At 66.1% G+C, this 18,038-nt stretch carries 11 protein-coding genes; 8 read left to right on the forward strand and 3 right to left on the reverse strand.

What is annotated here, in order from left to right; genetic code table 11:
* The first annotated feature begins 24 nt into the window (after positions 1-24).
* The 6 genes from ACIBW7_RS03140 (at position 25) to ACIBW7_RS03165 (ending at position 11,904) form a co-directional block, all read left to right on the forward strand.
* Positions 25-543 carry a DUF732 domain-containing protein gene (locus tag ACIBW7_RS03140; RefSeq protein WP_397043527.1) on the forward strand — a complete coding sequence of 173 codons (519 nt, stop codon included), beginning with the start codon at positions 25-27 and terminating at the stop codon, positions 541-543.
* Entirely contained in the window at positions 540-1,529 is a 990-nt protein-coding gene (locus ACIBW7_RS03145) for a cutinase family protein (RefSeq protein WP_397043529.1), read from the forward strand. Before ACIBW7_RS03140 ends, ACIBW7_RS03145 begins: the two co-directional genes overlap by 4 nt.
* 188 nt (positions 1,530-1,717) lie before the next feature.
* A complete protein-coding gene (locus ACIBW7_RS03150; protein WP_397043531.1) occupies positions 1,718-2,758 on the forward strand; it encodes an LLM class F420-dependent oxidoreductase in 1,041 nt (346 codons plus the stop codon).
* 192 nt (positions 2,759-2,950) lie between these two features.
* Positions 2,951-4,867: a long-chain-fatty-acid--AMP ligase FadD32 gene (fadD32, locus tag ACIBW7_RS03155; protein WP_397043533.1), complete on the forward strand. Its 1,917-nt coding sequence runs from the start codon at positions 2,951-2,953 to the stop codon at positions 4,865-4,867.
* Between the two features lie 106 nt (positions 4,868-4,973).
* Positions 4,974-10,331: a polyketide synthase Pks13 gene (pks13, locus tag ACIBW7_RS03160; protein WP_397043535.1), complete on the forward strand. Its 5,358-nt coding sequence runs from the start codon at positions 4,974-4,976 to the stop codon at positions 10,329-10,331.
* A gap of 28 nt (positions 10,332-10,359) precedes the next feature.
* Positions 10,360-11,904, forward strand: a complete 1,545-nt coding sequence (locus tag ACIBW7_RS03165) for an acyl-CoA carboxylase subunit beta (protein WP_397043538.1) — start codon at positions 10,360-10,362, stop codon at positions 11,902-11,904.
* Positions 11,905-11,963: 59 nt separating this feature from the next.
* On the opposite strand, the gene ACIBW7_RS03170 is transcribed toward ACIBW7_RS03165, so the two are convergent.
* Positions 11,964-12,461, reverse strand: coding sequence for a peptidylprolyl isomerase (locus ACIBW7_RS03170; protein WP_397043540.1), 498 nt, complete (start codon positions 12,459-12,461; stop codon positions 11,964-11,966).
* Positions 12,462-12,706: 245 nt separating this feature from the next.
* Here ACIBW7_RS03170 and ACIBW7_RS03175 point away from each other — a divergent pair, with 245 nt between their 5' ends.
* Positions 12,707-16,075, forward strand: a complete 3,369-nt coding sequence (locus ACIBW7_RS03175) for an arabinosyltransferase domain-containing protein (RefSeq protein ID WP_397043542.1) — start codon at positions 12,707-12,709, stop codon at positions 16,073-16,075.
* A 277-nt stretch (positions 16,076-16,352) separates the two neighbouring features.
* Here the strand turns inward: ACIBW7_RS03175 and ACIBW7_RS03180 are convergent, their stop codons facing one another.
* Both ACIBW7_RS03180 and ACIBW7_RS03185 read right to left on the reverse strand, forming a co-directional pair.
* The gene (locus ACIBW7_RS03180; RefSeq protein ID WP_364480146.1) at positions 16,353-16,592 is read right to left on the reverse strand and encodes a hypothetical protein; all 240 of its coding nucleotides are present in this window, start codon (positions 16,590-16,592) and stop codon (positions 16,353-16,355) included.
* Entirely contained in the window at positions 16,579-16,980 is a 402-nt protein-coding gene (locus tag ACIBW7_RS03185) for a winged helix-turn-helix transcriptional regulator (RefSeq protein WP_397043545.1), read from the reverse strand. Before ACIBW7_RS03185 ends, ACIBW7_RS03180 begins: the two co-directional genes overlap by 14 nt.
* A gap of 111 nt (positions 16,981-17,091) precedes the next feature.
* Between ACIBW7_RS03185 and ACIBW7_RS03190 the strand changes: the two genes are divergently transcribed.
* Entirely contained in the window at positions 17,092-18,021 is a 930-nt protein-coding gene (locus ACIBW7_RS03190; RefSeq protein WP_397043547.1) for an NADP-dependent oxidoreductase, read from the forward strand.
* The last annotated feature ends 17 nt before the right edge of the window (positions 18,022-18,038 follow it).

An 18,038-nucleotide genomic window follows, 5' to 3' on the forward strand; every position in this document is an offset into this window, starting at 1 on the left:
CGAACAGATCGAGGACACGAATTCATGCATCGGACCCGCGGAAAGGTTATCGGCGTAGTCGTGGGGATCGCCGCTACCGGCTTGCTCGCCGCCTGTGGCAATAACGATTCGACTGCGACGAGCACGCCGACGATGTCCCACACCACGACGGCGGCGGCAACGCCCTCCGCCTCGACCAGCGCCGCTGCGACCGGTCAGCCGTCGGCGGCCCCCGAGACTCCCGCCGATACGGCGACGCCGGAGCGCCCGCAGCCCGTCCCGACCAATACCGCACCTGGTGACACGTCGAAGCTCACCGATAAGGACAAGAAGTTCCTCGACGCGCTCAAGGCCGCGGGCATCACCCCGTCCAGCCCGGATATCGCGCTGAGCATCGGCACCTACGTCTGCCAGGGCGTCGCGGCGAATGCCTCTGATCAGGATCTGATGACCTTCGCTACCGCGATGGCCGGATCGGATCCGTCCTTCGATCCGGCGAAGATGCCGGTGGAGCAGGCCGGAAAGATCTACATCGATACGGCTAAGTCGACGTACTGCCAGTGAGTGTGCGCAGTTCGGCGTCCCGCCGGTCCCGAAAACCGGCGGGGTGCCTGCTCTTCATCGGTCTCGTGGTGCTCGTCGTCGTCATCGCGCTGCTGCTGTGGTTCGTGCTCGCCGGACCGCTGCGCAAGCCGAAGCCCGGTCCGAAGCCGCCGCCGACACCGCCGACCTCCCAGCCGGCCTGGTGTCCCGATGTGCAGATGATTTCGATACCCGGTACCTGGGAATCGAACAGCAACGACGATCCGCACAATCCGACGGCCAATCCGATCTCGTTGATGCTCAACGTCTCCGGGCCGGTATCGCAGCAGTTCCCGGAGGGACGGCTCGATGTCTACACCGTTCCGTACGTCGCGCAGTTCTCCAATCCGATCGCGATTCCGCCGGACGGCCAGCAGTCCTACAACAACAGCCGTTCCGAGGGCTGGCAGCGCGCGCAGGACGCGATGGCGAATCGGTATCGCGACTGTCCGCTGACCACCTATGTGGTCGCCGGGTTCTCCCAGGGTGCGGTGATCGCGGGCGATATCGCCAACCAGATCGGCGTGGGCAAGGGACCGGTCCCCGCGGACAAGGTGCTCGGCGTCATGCTGATCGCCGACGGCCGCCGCACCGGTGACAACGGACCGGGCCAGGCCATCCAGATCGGCACCGCGCCCGCCGGAGTCGGCGCCGAGATTTCGCTCAACGGGTTGAAGGTGCCAGGGATCACGATGACCGGTGCGCGTTCGGGTGGGTTCGGCTCGCTCGCCGATCGCACCTACACCATCTGCGCGCCCGGCGACATGATCTGCGATTCGCCGCGCGATGCGTTGAGTCCCCTGAACATCGTGGGCAGCGTGCTGACCCTGGTTCGCGCGGTCGGCAACCCGGTGCACAGCCTCTACAACGGCTACGTGGTGGACGGCGATGGCACCACCGCGACACAGTGGACGGTGAACTGGGCCAATGGTTTGATCGAAGGTGCGCCACATCCGGCGCATTCGTGAGATCGCACAGCGGACACAGGTACAACCTGTGTTCGAGCGGGTGGACTGCGACAACCGCACTGGAGTTGCGTCACACGCTGTAAAGTGCGCCTGATGATCGCGACGTCGGCCCTCGAGCCCCCAGAAGCGTGGGCACGATGCGGCCGGGCGTCGCGCCCACATTTCCTTACAGCCAGGAGCATGAGTTCATGACAGAAGCCGCACCGGCCACCACGGCGAGCCGTGAAGCGGATGCTGAGTTGACCGCGCTGGGTACTCCGCTGCGGCCCTTCCGCTTCGCGGCCGCGGGCGAGGGAAATAAGCAAGAGGGCGGGGCCAGGAAGTTCGTCCAGACCGCGCAGACGGCCGAGGAGTACGGCTTCGACACCTTCGTGGTGCCGGACCACCTGGGTGACCAGATCGGCCCGATCGCCGCACTCGGCGCGCTGACCCAGGCCACCGAGCGGATCCGGCTGGGAACCTCGGTACTGGCCAACGGTTTCCGGCATCCGGTGGTGCTGGCCAAGGACCTCGCCACCATCGATGTGCTGTCCAAGGGCCGCCTCGAGGTCGGCATCGGCGCGGGCTGGAAGCAGGACGAATTCGTTGCCGCGGGTCTGCCGTACGAATCGCCGGGCGTGCGCCTCGCGAAGCTGGACGAGACCCTGACCATCCTCGATGTGCTGCTGCGTGGCCAGGAATGCACCTTCGAGGGCAAGTACTACCAGGTGAACGGTATCAAGGGGACGCCACGGCCGCGGCAGGGTCCGCGCCCGCCCATCTGCACCGGCGGCGGCGGCCCGAAGATGCTGCGCCTGGCCGCCAAGCACGCCGACATCGTTTCGGTCGTTCCGGTCACCACCAAGAACGGCAAGGGCCTGCTGTCCGGCATCACCTTGGAGAAGACCATCGAGAAGGTGAACCTGATCAAGGAAGCCGCGGGTGAGCGTTTCGCCGATATCGAGCTGAACTGGGCAATTACCGCGATCGTCATCACCGACGACCGGGAGAAGACCGCCGAGATGGCGCTGTCCGCCATCGATCGTGGACTGCACCCGGACCTCGAGGTCGACGTAAAGCTGTCGGTCGAGGAAATCCTCGCCTCGCCGTATGTGGCGATCGGCACATTCGAGGAGATCGCCGAACAGATCCGTCAGGTGCGGCAACTCACATCGATGTCCTATGTCGGTGTGTTTCCAACCCAGATGGACGCGTTCGCGCCGATTATTCCGCTGCTGCGGGGGGAGTGACCCGGTCTTCTCTGTAACATGACTCTGGTTTGAGAACATCTAGCCGATAGCGGTCTACCGCGCAGACCGCAATAAAATCTGCAGGCTGGCTCTCGCATGTAGAGCACCCGCGGGCGATAGCGAGTCGGGGCCTCACAGGTAACAGCGGCGTTGTCGCCGTCTTGCTGCGTGTGCCTCGGAGGAGATGAAGGAATGGAAGAGACTTTCGACGATTACCTGGATGAGACCGGGAACATCCGTATTCCCGATGATCACACCCTGGTAGACCACGTCGAGAAGCACACGCGCAACGACGCGAACACCCTCGCGTACCGCTACATCGATTATTCGCGCGAGCGTGACGGTGAGGCGCAGGAGCTGACGTGGCGCGAGTTCGGTATTCGGCTGCGCGCGGTGGCCGCTCGACTGCAGCAGGTGACCAACCCGGGGGACCGGGTCGCGATCCTGGCCCCGCAGGGCCTGGATTACGTGATCTCCTTCTTCGCCGCGATCTACGCGGGCACCATCTCGGTGCCGCTGTTCGACCCGGACGAGCCCGGCCACACCGACCGCCTGCACGCGGTGCTCGGCGACTGCGAACCCTCGGCCATTCTGACCGCGAGCTCCTCCGCGGCCGGTGTGCGCCAGTTCTTCCGCTCGCTGCCCGCCGCCCAGCGACCGCGCATCATCGCGGTCGACGCGATCCCGGACGCCGTCGGCGAGAGCTGGGTGCGTCCCGATGTCGCCGTCGATGACATCGCCTACCTGCAGTACACCTCGGGCTCCACTCGCGTCCCGGCCGGTGTCGAGATCACCCACCGGGCGGTCGGCACCAACCTGCTGCAGATGGTCGAGGCAATCAACCTGGACTGGAACTCGCGCGGTGTCACCTGGCTGCCGCTGTTCCACGATATGGGTCTGCTGACGGTGATCCTGCCCGCGGTCGGCGGCAAGTACATCACCATCATGTCGCCGAGCGCGTTCGTGCGCCGCCCGTACCGCTGGATCAAGGAACTGGCCGCCCATAACGACGGCGCCGGAACCTTCGCCGCCGCACCGAACTTCGCCTTCGAGCATGCCGCCGCGCGCGGCCTGCCGAAGAACGGCGAATCGCTGGACCTGTCGAATGTGATCGGCCTGATCAACGGTAGTGAGCCGGTGACCACCTCGTCGATGAAGAAGTTCAACGACGCGTTCGCCCCGTACGGCCTGCCCAAGACCGCGATCAAGCCCTGCTACGGCATGGCCGAGGCGACGCTGTTCGTCTCTGCCACCAAGGCCGAGGACGAGGCCAAGGTCGTCTACGTCGACCGCAACGAGCTCAACGCCGGTCGCATGGTCAAGGTCGAGCAGGGCGCCGAGAACGCCATCGCGCAGGTCTCCTGCGGTTATGTCGCGCTGTCGCAGTGGGCCGCCATCGTCGATCCGGAGACCGTCGATTCCGACGGCGGCGGGCACGAGCTGGCCGACGGTCAGGTCGGTGAGATCTGGCTGCACGGCAACAATATGGGCATCGGCTACTGGGGTCGTCCGGATGAGACCGCAGCGACCTTCCACAACAAGGTCGCGCATCGTCTCACCGAGGGCAGCCACACCGAGGGCACCGCGGCCGACGCCAACTGGATGCGCACCGGTGACTACGGCGTGTACTTCGAGGGCGAGCTTTACATCACGGGGCGGGTGAAGGACCTCGTGATCGTCGACGGCCGCAACCACTACCCGCAGGACCTCGAGTTCTCCGCGCAGGAGGCCTCGAAGGCGCTGCGACCCGGTTTCGTCGCCGCGTTTTCGGTGCCCGCGAACCAGCTGCCCGCCGAGGTGTTCGAACAGGGCAGCCATTCCGGCCTGAGCTTCGATGCCGACGATGCTTCCGAGCAACTCGTCATCGTGGGCGAGCGCGGACCCGGCGCAGGCAAGGCCGATCCGCTGCCCATCGCCGATGCGGTCCGCGCGGCGGTATCCCAGCGTCACGGTGTGACCGTGCGCGACGTGCTCTTGGTTCCCGCGGGTTCGATTCCACGGACCTCCAGCGGCAAGATTGCTCGACGCGCCTGCAAGACTGCTTATCTGGAGGGAACGCTGCGGGGTGGTTACACCCAGCAGGCCTTCCCCGATGCACCGGAAGAGTAATTGCCCGAGGGTGGCTCGACCCGAATATCGACGCTCTGCGTGGCTTCCCACGTCAGGCGTCGATTCGCGGCGCGCCCGGTACGCAGACAGGTAGCTTGAGGAACTGATGGCTGACAACGAGGGCACGCCCGACCAGACGACCGAGATCGTGCTCGCCGATGCGGACGCGATCGATACCACTGGCGCCGGGGACGTTTCGCAATCCGCCGCGCGGACCGATATATCCGTCGCGGAGCTGCGGGAGTGGCTGCGGCGCTGGGTCGCCGACGCGACCGGTCAATCGATCGAGCAGATCACGGTGGACCGGCCGATGGAGGAGTTCGGGCTGGCCTCACGCGATGCCATCGCACTCGGCGGTGATATCGAAGAACTGACGGGTGTGGTGCTGACGGCGACGATCGTCTATCAGCATCCGACCATCGCGTCGCTGGCCGAGGTCGTCGTCAACGGTGAGCCGGAGTTGCCGCAGGAATCCGCCGACGATTCGTTCTACACCGCCGGCTACCAGCCGGGCGAGGCGCACGATATCGCGATCGTCGGCCTGTCCACCCGGCTGCCGGGCGCGGGCGATACCCCCGAGTCGACCTGGGAATTCCTGATCAACCGCGGTGACGCGATCCGGGAGCGTCCCGAGGGCCGCTGGGACGAGTTCACCAGCGAACCCGCGGTCGCCGAGGCGGTTGCCGAGGGCAATACGCTGGGTGGCTACCTCGATCAGGAGGTCGTCAAGGGTTTCGATGCGGAGTTCTTCGCGATGTCGCCGGTCGAGGTCGAGCGGGTCGATCCGCAGCAGCGCCTGGCGATGGAGTTGACCTGGGAAGCGTTGGAGCACGCCCGAATTCCGGCCAGTGAGCTCAAGGGTGAACCGGTCGGTGTCTTCATCGGCTCGTCCAGCAATGAATTCCAGCTGATCGCCGCGCTGGGACTCGGCACCCCGGATCCGACTGTGCCCGCCTCGGCCGAGGCGTACGCCATTATGGGCAGCGTTTCCAGCATCATCCCCAACCGGGTGTCCTACTTCTTCGATTTCCGCGGCCCCTCGGTCGCGATCGATACCGCCTGCTCCTCCACGATGGTCGCGGTGCACCAGGCGGTGCGCTCGCTGCGCGACGGCGATTCGAATCTGGCACTGGCCGGCGGCGTGAATATGCTGCTTTCGCCGATGGCGACACTCGGCTTCGACCGCAATGGCGGTGTCGCCAAAAACGGTCGGATCAAGGCGTTCTCGTCCGATGCCGACGGTATGGTCCGCTCCGAGGGCGGCGGTCTGGTCGTGCTCAAGCGGCTTGCCGACGCCGAGCGGGACGGCGACAAGATCTACGCGGTGATCAAGGGTTCCGCGGTCAACAATGACGGCCGGTCCAACGGTCTGCTCGCGCCCAATCCGGATGCGCAGGCCGAGGTGCTGCGCCGGGCCTACCGGGATGCGGGCATCGCCCCCTCGACCGTCGACTACATCGAGGCGCACGGCACCGGCACCCTGCTGGGTGATCCGATCGAGGCCGATGCGCTCGGCCGGGTGGTCGGCCGTGGACGCGAGGACGACAAGCCCGCGCTGCTCGGTTCGGCCAAGTCCAACTTCGGCCACCTGGAGTCCGGTGCCGGTGCGGCCAGCCTGGCCAAGGTGATCATGGCGTTCCAGCACAATGTGCTGCCGCCGAGCATCAACTTCGCGGGCCCGAATCCGTATATCCCGTTCGATCAGGCGCATTTGCAGGTTGTTGCCGAGCCGACGGAGTTCCCGCGCTACAGCGGCACCGCGACGGTCGGCGTTTCCGGGTTCGGTTTCGGTGGTACCAACGCGCACATCGTCCTGCAGGAGTATGTGCCCGCCGCAGCTCCGGTGGCCGCAGCGCCGGTAGCTGCCGAGCCGGTGGCCGCGGAGGTCGACGAAGAGTCGACCGATGTGATCGAGGAAGCCACCGAAATCGTCGAGGCCGCGGAAGCCGTTGTGCCCGAGGCGGAATGGTCGACCGAGCGGGATGAGCCGCTGCCGGTGATCATCGCCGTTTCGGCCTATCTGCCCTCGCGGCGTCGGCGGGCCGCCGCGGATCTGGCCGACTGGCTGGAATCCGATGCGGGGCGCGATGTTCCGCTCGCGGATGTGGCCCGGTCCACGGCCAAGCGCAGTCACGCGCGTTCGCGCGGTGTCGTGCTGGCCAAGACGCACGAGGAGGCCGTCGCCGGTCTGCGCGCCATCGCGGCGGGTAAGCCGGGTCCCGGTGTGTTCACCGCGGACGCCCCCGCCGCCGACGGCCCGGTCTGGGTGCTCGCCGGATTCGGCGCGCAGCACCGCAAGATGGGTAAGCAGCTCTACCTGGAGAATTCGATCTTCCGCAAGGCCGTCGACGAGGTCGACGAGCTGGTGCAGGACGAGGCCGGGTATTCGGTGCGCGAGATGATCCTGGACGACGCCCAGGATTACAACGTCGGCACCTCGCAGGTCGGCATCTTCACCATTCAGATCGGTCTTGCCGCACTGTTGCGCGCGCACGGCGCGCAACCCGATGCGGTGGTCGGTCATTCGATGGGTGAGGTGGCCGGGGCCTACATCTCCGGTGGTCTCGTGCTCGAGGATGCCGTGCGCGTGATCTGCGCCCGTTCACGCCTTATGGGCGAGGGCGAGGCGATGATCAGCGATGACGATGTGCGCAATATGGCGCTGGTCGAGCTGAGTGCCGCCGATGTCGAGGCGATGCTGGCCGACTATCCCGATGTGGAATGCGCGGTGTACGCGGCGCCGACGAATACGGTGATCGGTGGTCCGCAGGATCAGGTCGCGGCGATCGTGGCCAAGGTCGAGGAGGCGGGCAAATTCGCTCGCGTGCTGGCGACCCGCGGCGCCGGGCACACTTCGCAGATGGATCCGCTGCTCGGCGAGTTGGCGGCGGAGCTGGCCGGTATCGAGCCGACCAAGTTGACGGCGGGCCTGTACTCGACCGTCAACAAGGAAGAGTTCTACCGGCCCGGCAGCGATCCGGTGCACGACGAGGCCTACTGGGTCAAGAACATGCGCCACTCGGTGTACTTCACCAATGCAGTGAAGCTCGCGGTGGACACCGGCCACACCACCTTCCTGGAATTGGCGCCGAATTCCGTTGCGCTGATGCAGGTTCTGGGCACGACCTTCGCGGCCGGTGTGCACGATGCGCAGCTCATCCCGACGCTCAAGCGCAAGGAAGACGAGTCGGCGGGCGTAATCTCCGCGCTGGCCCAGCTTTACGTGCACGGACACCGCGTCGACCTGCCCTCGCTGCTGCCCGCGGGCGACTATGCCGATATTCCGCGCACCGCATTCCTGCGCAAGCAGTACTGGCCGAAGGCGAAGATGGCCGGTGGCAGCGGCAATGCCCGCGTGCCCGGTGCGCATGTCGCGCTGCCGGACGGCCGGCACGTGTGGGAGGTGCAGGCCTCGGCCGTCACCGATCTCGCGGCGCTGGTGAAAACCGCTGCGGCACAGGTACTCAGCGAGGTGTCGCTGGGCGCGTCGGTCCCGCACGCGGTGCTGCCGACCACCGGAACGCTGACCACCACGTTGATCCCGCACCCGGGTGGTGCGTCGGTGCAGGTGCATGCGCGCGCGGGGGCGAGCTTCCAGTTGCTGTTCGAGGCGGTCGTCGCCTCGGGTGCGCCGCTGCCCGAACCCGTTGTCGCCGCGGCGGTTCCGGGAACCGAGGTCGTGACCACCGGCGAGGCCGATCTGGAGATCGTCGAAACCTTCGGTGAGCGTTGGGATCCGGCGGGCACCCAGACCCTGGAGCAGCGGCTGGCGCTGATCGTCGCCGAGTCGATGGGTTACGCGGTCGAGGATCTGCCGATGGAGATCCCGCTGATGGAGCTCGGCCTCGATTCGCTGATGGCCATGCGCATCAAGAACCGGGTGGAATACGAATTCGATATTCCACAGCTGCAGATGCAGGCCGTGCGCGATGCCAACCTGAACGAGGTCGGCAAGGTGCTGCGCTACGCCATCGAGCACCGCGACGAGGTGCAGGCGATCGCCGATAAGCAGGCGGCCGGTGAAGAGATCGCGGTCGACGGCGGATTCATCGCCGCGGCGCGCGCTGCGGTTGCGGCGGGTGCGGACCCGGCCGCCGTGGTGGCGAATGCCGCTGCCGGTGAAGGGGTTTCGCTGGATGCCGAGAACACCTCGGTGGAGGCGGAGGCCGAGAAGATTGTCGCCGAGGCGGAGGCTGCTGCCGGTATCACCGGTGCTGTCGCTGGTACCGCCGCGCCTGCCCCGGCCACTCCCGCGCAGGCCGCTGCGGTCGAGGCCGATGAAGCCACGATCGAACGCGCTCTGGATACCGAGGACACCACCGCGGTGGGCGGGGCCGAGACCGTGGCTGCCGCTGCGATCTTCGGTGGTCAGCCGGCCGGTGCCGATGAGGACGATGTGCCGCCGCGCGATGCCGCCGAGCGGTTGACCTTCGCCACCTGGGCGATCGTCACCGGTAAGTCGGCGGGTGGCATTTTCGATACCTTGCCGATCCTGGCGGAGGAGGTCGCCGAGAAGTTGGCGGCCCGACTCACCGAGCGGATCAAGGCGGAGGTCACCGTCGACGACGTGCTCGACTGCGAGACCATCGAGCAGCTCGCCGATATCGTGCGCGAGCTGCAGAACAGCGGCGCCGATGTGGATGGGTTCGTGCGCCCGCTGCGGGCGCGCGCCGAGGGCTCGAATGCGGTGCCGGTCTTCGTATTCCACCCATCGGGCGGCAACACGCTGGTCTACGAACCGCTGCTGAAGCGGCTTCCGGCCGATACCCCGATGTACGGCTTCGAGCGCGTCGAGGGCGATATCGTCGAGCGCGCGCGCCAGTATCTGCCCGAACTGCGCAAGATCCAGGGCAACGGTCCTTACGTGCTGTACGGCTGGTCGCTCGGCGCGGTATTCGCTCTGCAGGTCGCGCAGTTGCTGCGCGCCGAGGGGGCCGATGTGCGCATCGTCGGCCTGATCGACCTGGCCATCCCGACCGAGGGCGAGGACAACAGCGCGCAGGAGCGGGTTCGTCGGATCCAGCGCTACCAGGCCTTCGCCAAGAAGACCTACGGCGTGGAAGGTGAACTCCCGCAGGAGCAGTTGGAAGAGCTCGCCGCGGCCTCGGACGAGGAGCAGTTCAAGATGGTGTCGGATCTGATCAAGATCAGCGGCACCAAGATTCCCGGCGGTGTGCTCGAGCATCAGCGCACCTCGTGGATCGAGGGACGCCATTTGGCCAAGACCACGCCGAGCCATTACGACGGCAATGTGGTGCTCTATCTCGCCGATCGCTACCACGACGGCATGATCGAGCTGGAGCCGCGGTACGCGGATCGGCGACCCAATGGTGGTTGGGATGAATACATTCCGAACCTCGAGGTTATACATATCCCGGGTGACCACCTCCAGATCGTCGACGAGCCGCGGATCGGAAAGATCGGAGCCGACCTCACCGCGAAACTTGCTGTGATTGCCCCATAGGGGTGCACCACCTGATGAGAGGGTTTAAGTGAGCACTACTGCCGAGAAACTCGCCGACCTGCGCAAAAGACTGGAATTAGCGCAGGAACCGGCGGGCGAAGCGGGGGTGGCAAAGCGGGCGAAGAAGGGAATTCCGAGTGCCCGTGACCGGATCAATATGCTGTTGGATCCGGGAACCTTCGTGGAAATCGGTGCGCTGGTGCGGAAGCCGGGTGATCCGTCCGCGCTGTACGGCGACGGCGTGATCACCGGGCACGGCCTGGTCGAGGGGCGTCCGGTCGCGGTGTTCTCACACGACCAGACCGTTTACGGCGGTTCGGTCGGTGAGATGTTCGGCCGCAAGGTCGCCAAAATCATGGAGTACGCCGCGAAGGTCGGCTGCCCCATGGTGGGCATCAACGATTCCGGCGGTGCGCGCGTGCAGGAGGCCGTGACCTCGTTGGCCTGGTACGCCGAGCTCGGCAATCGCGCCGAGCCGCTATCGGGGCTGGTGCCGCAGGTATCGCTGATTCTCGGCAAGTGCGCGGGCGGCGCGGTTTACGCGCCCATCAATACCGATGTGGTGGTGGCGACCGAAGAGGCGTACATGTTCGTCACCGGGCCCGGCGTGATACGGGAGGTCACCGGCGAGGATGTCAGCCTCGAGGAACTCGGCGGCGCCAATAGCCAAGCGCAGTACGGCAATATCCATCACGTCGCCGAAGATGAGCAGGCCGCGTTCGAATGGGTGCGCGCGTATTTGGGCTTCCTGCCGACAAGCTGCCAGGAACAGCCGCCGATCGTGAATCCGGGTATGGAGCCGGAGATCACCGAATCGGATCTGGAGCTGAATTCGATTGTCCCGGACTCGGATACAGCCGGGTACGACATGCACGACATCTTGCTGCGCATATTCGACGACGGTGATTTCCACGAGATCGGCGCCACGGCTGGGCGCAATGTCATCACCGGATTCGCGCGGGTGGACGGCCGCAGCGTCGGTGTCGTCGCGAATCAGCCGATGGTGTACGCCGGTGCGCTCGATGCCAGGGCCTCGGATAAGGCCGCGCACTTCGTGCGGATGTGCGACGCGTTCGAGATTCCGCTCGTATTCGTTGTCGACACACCGGGATTCCTACCCGGTGTGGAACAGGAGAAGATCGGCGTCATCAAGCGCGGCGGTCGCTTCCTGTTCTCCTACGTCGAGGCCACCGTGCCGAAGGTGACCGTGGTTATCCGCAAGTCCTATGGCGGCGGATATGCGGTGATGGGTTCGAAACAGCTCGGTGCGGATGTGAATCTGGCCTGGCCCACCGCGCGGATCGCGGTCATGGGCGCGGAGAGCGCGGTCAGCCTGATCGGCCGCAGGCAGATCGAGGCGGCGCCGGAGGATCAGCGCGCCGCGGTGCGTCAGCAGATGATCGACTTCTACAACGCGACTGTGGCGACCCCGTGGGTCGCCGCCGAGCGCGGCTATATCGACGCGGTCATCGAGCCGTCGACCACCCGCCTGGAACTCCGTCGCGCCCTCCACCTCCTGCGCGATAAGGCCCTCGTCCGCAGTCCCCGCAAACACCACCTCCTGCCGCTCTGACGGGATCGGGCCGCATCCCCGGCGGGAATGCGGCCCGATGCTCTTCGTGGCAGCCGAAGTCAGGCGATGGTCGCCGACTCGATGATCACGTCGTCCTGCGGCACATCCTGGTGCATGCCCGCCGAACCGGTGGATACCGCGGCGATCTTGTCGACCACCTCGGAGCCCTCGGCGACCTTGCCGAAGACCGCGTAGCCCCAGCCCTGCGGGTTCGGCGCCGAGTGGTTCAGGAAGCCGTTGTCGGAGATATTGATGAAGAACTGCGCGGTGGCCGAATGCGGGTCGTTGGTGCGGGCCATCGCAACGGTGTACTTGTCGTTCTTCAGGCCGTTGTTCGCTTCGTTCTGAATCGGGGCCTGCGTGCCCTTCTGCTGCATCTCGGGGGTGAAGCCACCGCCCTGGATCATGAAACCCGGAATGACGCGGTGGAAGATGGTGCCGTTGTAGTGGCCGGCGTTCACGTAATTCACGAAGTTCGCGACGGTGTTCGGGGCCTTCGCGTCGTCGAGCTCCAGCACGATCTGTCCGTAGTTGGTTTCGAGATTCACCTTTGTCATACCCCACACCTTTCCATCGTGGCCGATACCGGTCAGCACTTCGGGGTCATCTTTCGGACTTATTCCAGTAGCCACGCCACGGCCCGTGTCGTCTGACGATTCCCGGCTCAGGCGACAATTTCCCGCGTTTTACAGGGGATTTGGGCGGCACCGCGGAGGGGCGGCTCGGAAGTTGCTGGGAACGGTACCCAACTTGTGTGCAGCCAACGCCCGTGGCGACACGCGTGCGGATACCATTGCCAACCGTGCCCGACGTCGCTACCGCTGTCTTGACAAAACCGCCTGCCGCGCCCGAAGTCGCACCGAGCGATTTCCGAACCGCGCGCCTCGCCGCGCTGGTCACCGGCGTGCTCGGCGCGCTGTTCGCGCTGGCAGCTCCGTTCTTACCGGTCAGCCAGACCACCGCGACGCTGAACTGGCCGCAGGACGGCGCCCTCAACAGCGTGCAGGCGCCGCTCATGTCGCAGGTGCCGATCGATCTCGACGCACGCATTCCGTGTTCGGCGATCGATCAGCTGCCGAGCTACGGCGGGATGCTGCTGGCTACCGCCCCGCCGCAGGGCGACCGGGCCTCGCTCGAGGCGATGTTCGTGCGGGTCTCGGACACCACGGTGGATGTGGTCGACCGCAATGCCGTGGTCGCCTCGGCCGAGCGTGCGCAGCTGGGCGCGTGCACGTCGATCACCATCAGCTCCGATATCAATCGGACCAGGGCGTCGTTCGACGGTGTGACCACGATGATCGAGCGGCCGGTCGAGGGTGCGGCGCCCGGGACGACGCAGAAGGTCGAGGTACCGGTCGAGGGGCAGCTGAACGGTGATCTGCGGCCGCAGGTGGTCGGCGTGTTCACCGATCTGAAGGGCGCGGTGCCCACCGGCCTTTCGTTCCACATGACGGTGGACACCCGGTTCTCCTCCAGCCCGACCCCGGTCAAGCTGATCGCGATGATCGCGGCGGTGCTGTGCACGCTGATCGCACTCGGCGCACTGGCTCGGCTCGACGGCGGTGACGGGCGCGGACACCGCCGGTTCCTGCCCGCGAACTGGCTGAAGCCGAACTGGGCGGACGGCGCGGTCGTCGGCACGCTGCTGTTGTGGCATTTCGTCGGCGCCAACACCTCCGACGACGGCTACATCCTGAGCATGGTGCGGGTGGCGCCGCACGCGGGCTATATGGCCAACTACTTCCGCTGGTACGGCGTGCCGGAGGCGCCGTTCGGCTGGTACTACTACGTCATCCAGGCCTTCTCGGAGATCTCCACCGCGAGCCCGTGGGTCCGGCTGCCCGCGCTGTTCTGCGCGATTCTCTGTTGGATGGTGATCAGCCGCGAGGTGGTGCCCCGGCTCGGGCGCGGGGTGCGCAACAGCAAGGTGGCGCTGTGGACCGGTGGGCTGGTCTTCCTGGCGTTCTGGCTGCCGTTCGACAACGGTCTGCGCTCGGAGCCGATCGTCGCGCTCGGCGCGCTGCTGACCTGGGTGTCGATCGAGCGGGCCATTGCGACGGGACGGCTGCTTCCGGCCGCGATGGCGATTCTGGTGGCCGCGTTCACCCTGGCTGCCGCGCCGACCGGTCTGATGTGCGTGGCGGCGCTGCTCGCCGGAATCCGGCCGCTGGTGCGGATCGTGGTGCGGCGGCATCGGCAGTTCGCGGCGCAGGGTGTCGGTAAGTGGGGGTCGACGCTGCCGCTGCTCGCGCCGATCGCGGCGGCGGGTCTGCTGGTGTTGATCGTGGTCTACAGCGACCAGACCTTCGCCGGCATCCAGGAGGCCAACCGGGTGCGACAGGTGACCGGCCCGAACCTGGCCTGGTACGAGGACTACCTGCGCTACTACTACCTGTTCGTGGAGACCGTCGACGGATCGCTGTCGCGCCGCTTCGCCTTCCTGATCATGCTGCTGTGCTTGTTCACCACCATGCTGGTGCTGTTGCGGCGCAGGCAGGTTCCCGGCATCGCGAGCGGTCCGACCTGGCGGCTGATGGGCGTGGTCTTCGGAACCATCTTCTTCATGATGTTCAACCCGACGAAGTGGACCCACCACTTCGGCGCGTACGCGGGCATCGCCGGCTCACTGGCCGCGGTCACCGCGGTGGCGGTTTCGGCAAGTGCGTTGCGGGCCAGGAAGAATCGGGCGATCTTCCTCGCCGGATTGCTGTTCGTGCTGGCGGTCGCCTTCTCTGGCATCAACGGCTACTGGTACGTGTCCAGCTTCGGCGTGCCGTGGTTCGACAAGCGGATCTCGCTGCACGGCTACCAGTCGAACACGCTGATGCTGGTGCTGTTCGGGCTGGCGCTGGCGCTGGTCGCCTGGGCGGCGCTGCGCGAGGATTACACCAGGCCACAGCCGTCGGCGAAGTCGGTGCGCGGCAAGCGGATTCGCAAGTTCGCCGCGATCCCGCTGACCGTCGTCGCCGCGCTGATGGTGCTGCTCGAGGTGTTCTCGCTGGTCAAGGGCGCGGTGGCGCAGTACCCGGCCTATTCGCTCGCTCGCTCGAATTTCGATGCGGTGCAGGGCAATACATGCGGTCTCGCCAATGACGTGCTGGTGGAACCGGATGTGAACAAGGGCAACGGCATGCTCACGCCGATCGTCGATCCGGCGAATCCGCCGAAGAACGGTGATCCGCTGGCCGGTGCCGATCCGGTCGGCTTCGATCCGAACGGTGTGCCCGAGAAGCTCAGCGCCGACACCATCGAGGTGAAGCCGGGCACCGGCAATACCTCCACCCAGTCGGTCGGCCCGGTCGGCGCGGACGGTCAGAACGCGGGCACCGACGGCGGTTTCGGCGCGACCGGTGTCAACGGCAGCCGGGCCACCCTGCCCTTCGGCCTCGATCCGGCCACCACGCCGGTGATGGGCAGCTACCAGGGCGGCGTGCAGCAGCCCGCGCATCTGGTCTCCAGCTGGTACCAGCTGGCGCCGCGCTCGGATGATCGTCCGCTGGTGGTCATTTCGGCCGCGGGCCGCATCCTGTCCGTCGACGACACCGGCGACGCGCGGTATGGCCAGTCGCTGACCGTCGACTACGGCAAGCACCTGCCCGACGGCAGCGTGCAGATGCTCGGCACCTACCTGCCGCGCGATATCGGTCCGTTCCCGTCGTGGCGCAATCTGCGCATTCCGCTCGACGAGATCGCGCCCGATGCCGATGCGGTGCGCATTGTCGCCAACGACCCGATTCTGATCGGCGATCAGTGGCTGGCCTTCACCCCGCCGCGGATGCCGAAGTTGGCCACGCTCAACAGCTTTATCGGCTCCGAGCAGCCGGTGCTGCTGGACTGGGCGGTCGGGCTGCAGTTCCCGTGCCAGCGGCCGCTGGACCACAAGAACGGCGTGGCCGAGGTGCCCGGGTACCGGATCCTGCCGGACCGGCCATTGGCCATCAGCTCCACGAATACCTGGCAGGCCGAGGAATTCGGCGGGCTCCTCGGCTTCAGCCAGATGCTGGCGAAGTCGAGCACCATTCCGACGTATATGAAGAACGACTGGGCGCGGGACTGGGGTTCGCTGGAGCGGTACGACCAGTACTACCCGAATGCGGTTCCGGCCAAGTTGGATACGGGTACGGCCAGCCGCTCGGGGCTTTGGTCGCCAGGGCAACTGCGCGTGTTCTAACTCCTAGCTATACCGGCCCGTCGAATCGGAACTCCACCGATTCGGCGGGCCTGTCCTATATCTAAATGCGACCGCACGGAATGTTTGTCATCGAGCGGCGCTCTTCGCCACGCGGAACTCAACTGCCTATTCGTGAGCCCAGGCAGACGAAAGCGCGGTGTGGTGCCGAACACGCGTGTGGCCTGTGCTTACGTATCCTCGACAGCGAAAGGCCGCCGCGTTGGCGATTCGCGCCATTGCGACGGCCGGGTGGTCGGGTGGTCGATGAACGGCGGGCTCAGACTTTTGCCATGCGCAGGCCGAGTTCGCGACGGAGTAGCTCTTGCGGGGTTTGGCGGGATAACACACGCAGCACCGCCGGTCGAAGCTCCCGTAGTTCATCTTCGGTAAGCAGTCCGACGAGGTCGCGCAGATCCATATCATCGAAGGCCGCGGTCATGAATAAAAGGTTAAAGCCAGCTTCACCGCTGGGAAGGCATTCGTGGCCAACTTTTACGACATGGTCACGCTGGTTCACCGTCGTAACGTGCGCGTGCCGCGAACACTTCGTCCATGCGATCTTCGGCCCAGGTTTTTATGGCGTGCATCACAGGCTGCAGGCTGTGACCGAGCGCGGTGAGTTCGTAGTCGACGCGAACCGGCACCTCGGCGGTGATCCGGCGTTCGAGTAGCCCGTCGCGCTCGAGGGTGCGCAGGGTTTGGGTGAGCATTTTGGGGCTGACGCCGGAGATGATGCGGTTGATCTCGGCGTAGCGCAGCGGGCCGTCAGCGAGAGCGTTGAGTATCAGGCTGACCCATTTATCGCTGATCCGGTCGAGAAGTTGGCGCGTCGGGCATTCGGCCACGTAGGCGTCGTATTGCTGTTTTGCCAGTTCACGGCGTTGTGTCGCGGTTGTTGTCGCCATCTGCTTTCTCTGCTGCCCGTTACGCACTTCTAGGTAACTACTACCCAATGGATAGTAGCCGCTCCTATGTTTGTCGACGAATTCGTATCTCGACAAGCGATAGGAAGCGCCATGCGTGCAGTAGTAGTCCGTCGACCCGGCCCGGAGGCGGTCGCGGAGATCATCGAGGTCCCGACGCCCGAGCCGGGGCCCGGTACGGTTCGGGTGAAAGTGGCTGCGGCGACGGTTAATCCGGTGGATCTCATGGTCCGCGGTGGCGTCGGCGGGACTTCGTTCGCCGCCCCGCGCGACCAGTGGGGGATCGGATGGGATGTCGCCGGTGTCATCGACGCTGCCGGTGCCGGTGCCGATTTCACGGTGGGGCAGCCGGTGATCGGTATCAGCGAGCGTCTCGATGTCTCGTTGGCCGCCCAAGCCGACTACGTTGTCCTCGAAGCTCAAAACGTGGCCCCCGCACCGACTTCCGTACCGGCGACCGCCGCGGCCACCATCCCGCTCAACGGCCTCACCGCCCTCCAGGCCCTGGTCGCACTCGACCTCACACCTGCCGATTCCCTCCTGATCACCGGCGCGGCAGGCGCGGTAGGTGGCTATGCCGTCGAACTCGCTGCCGCCCGAGGCATTCGAGTAATCGCCGTTGCTTCGGCTGCCGACGAACCCACCGCCCGCGCCCTGGGGGCCACCGACTTCATCCCCCGCGAAGCGAACCTCCCGGATGCCGTCCGAGCCCTCGTACCCGGCGGCGTAGACGCGGCCCTCGACGCCGCGGCCCTCGGCCCCGAAACCCTCGCCGCCGTCCGCGCCCGCGGCCGCTTCGTCTCCATCAGCGTCCCCAACACCCCGATCCCCTTGCGCGGCACCAAGGTAACCACCGTCCTGGTCCACGCCGACCGCACCCAACTCGACGAACTCGTCGCGTTGGTCGACAAAGGCCAACTCACCCTCCGCGTAGCGGAAACCTACCCGTTGGATCAGGTCGTAACCGCCCAACGCCGCCTGGCGGCCGGAGGCCTGCGCGGCCGCCTCGTCCTCGTTCCATGATCGCGCTCGGCACTCGC

Source organism: Nocardia sp. NPDC049526 (genome assembly GCF_044465765.1).
Taxonomy (GTDB): Bacteria; Actinomycetota; Actinomycetes; order Mycobacteriales; family Mycobacteriaceae; genus Nocardia.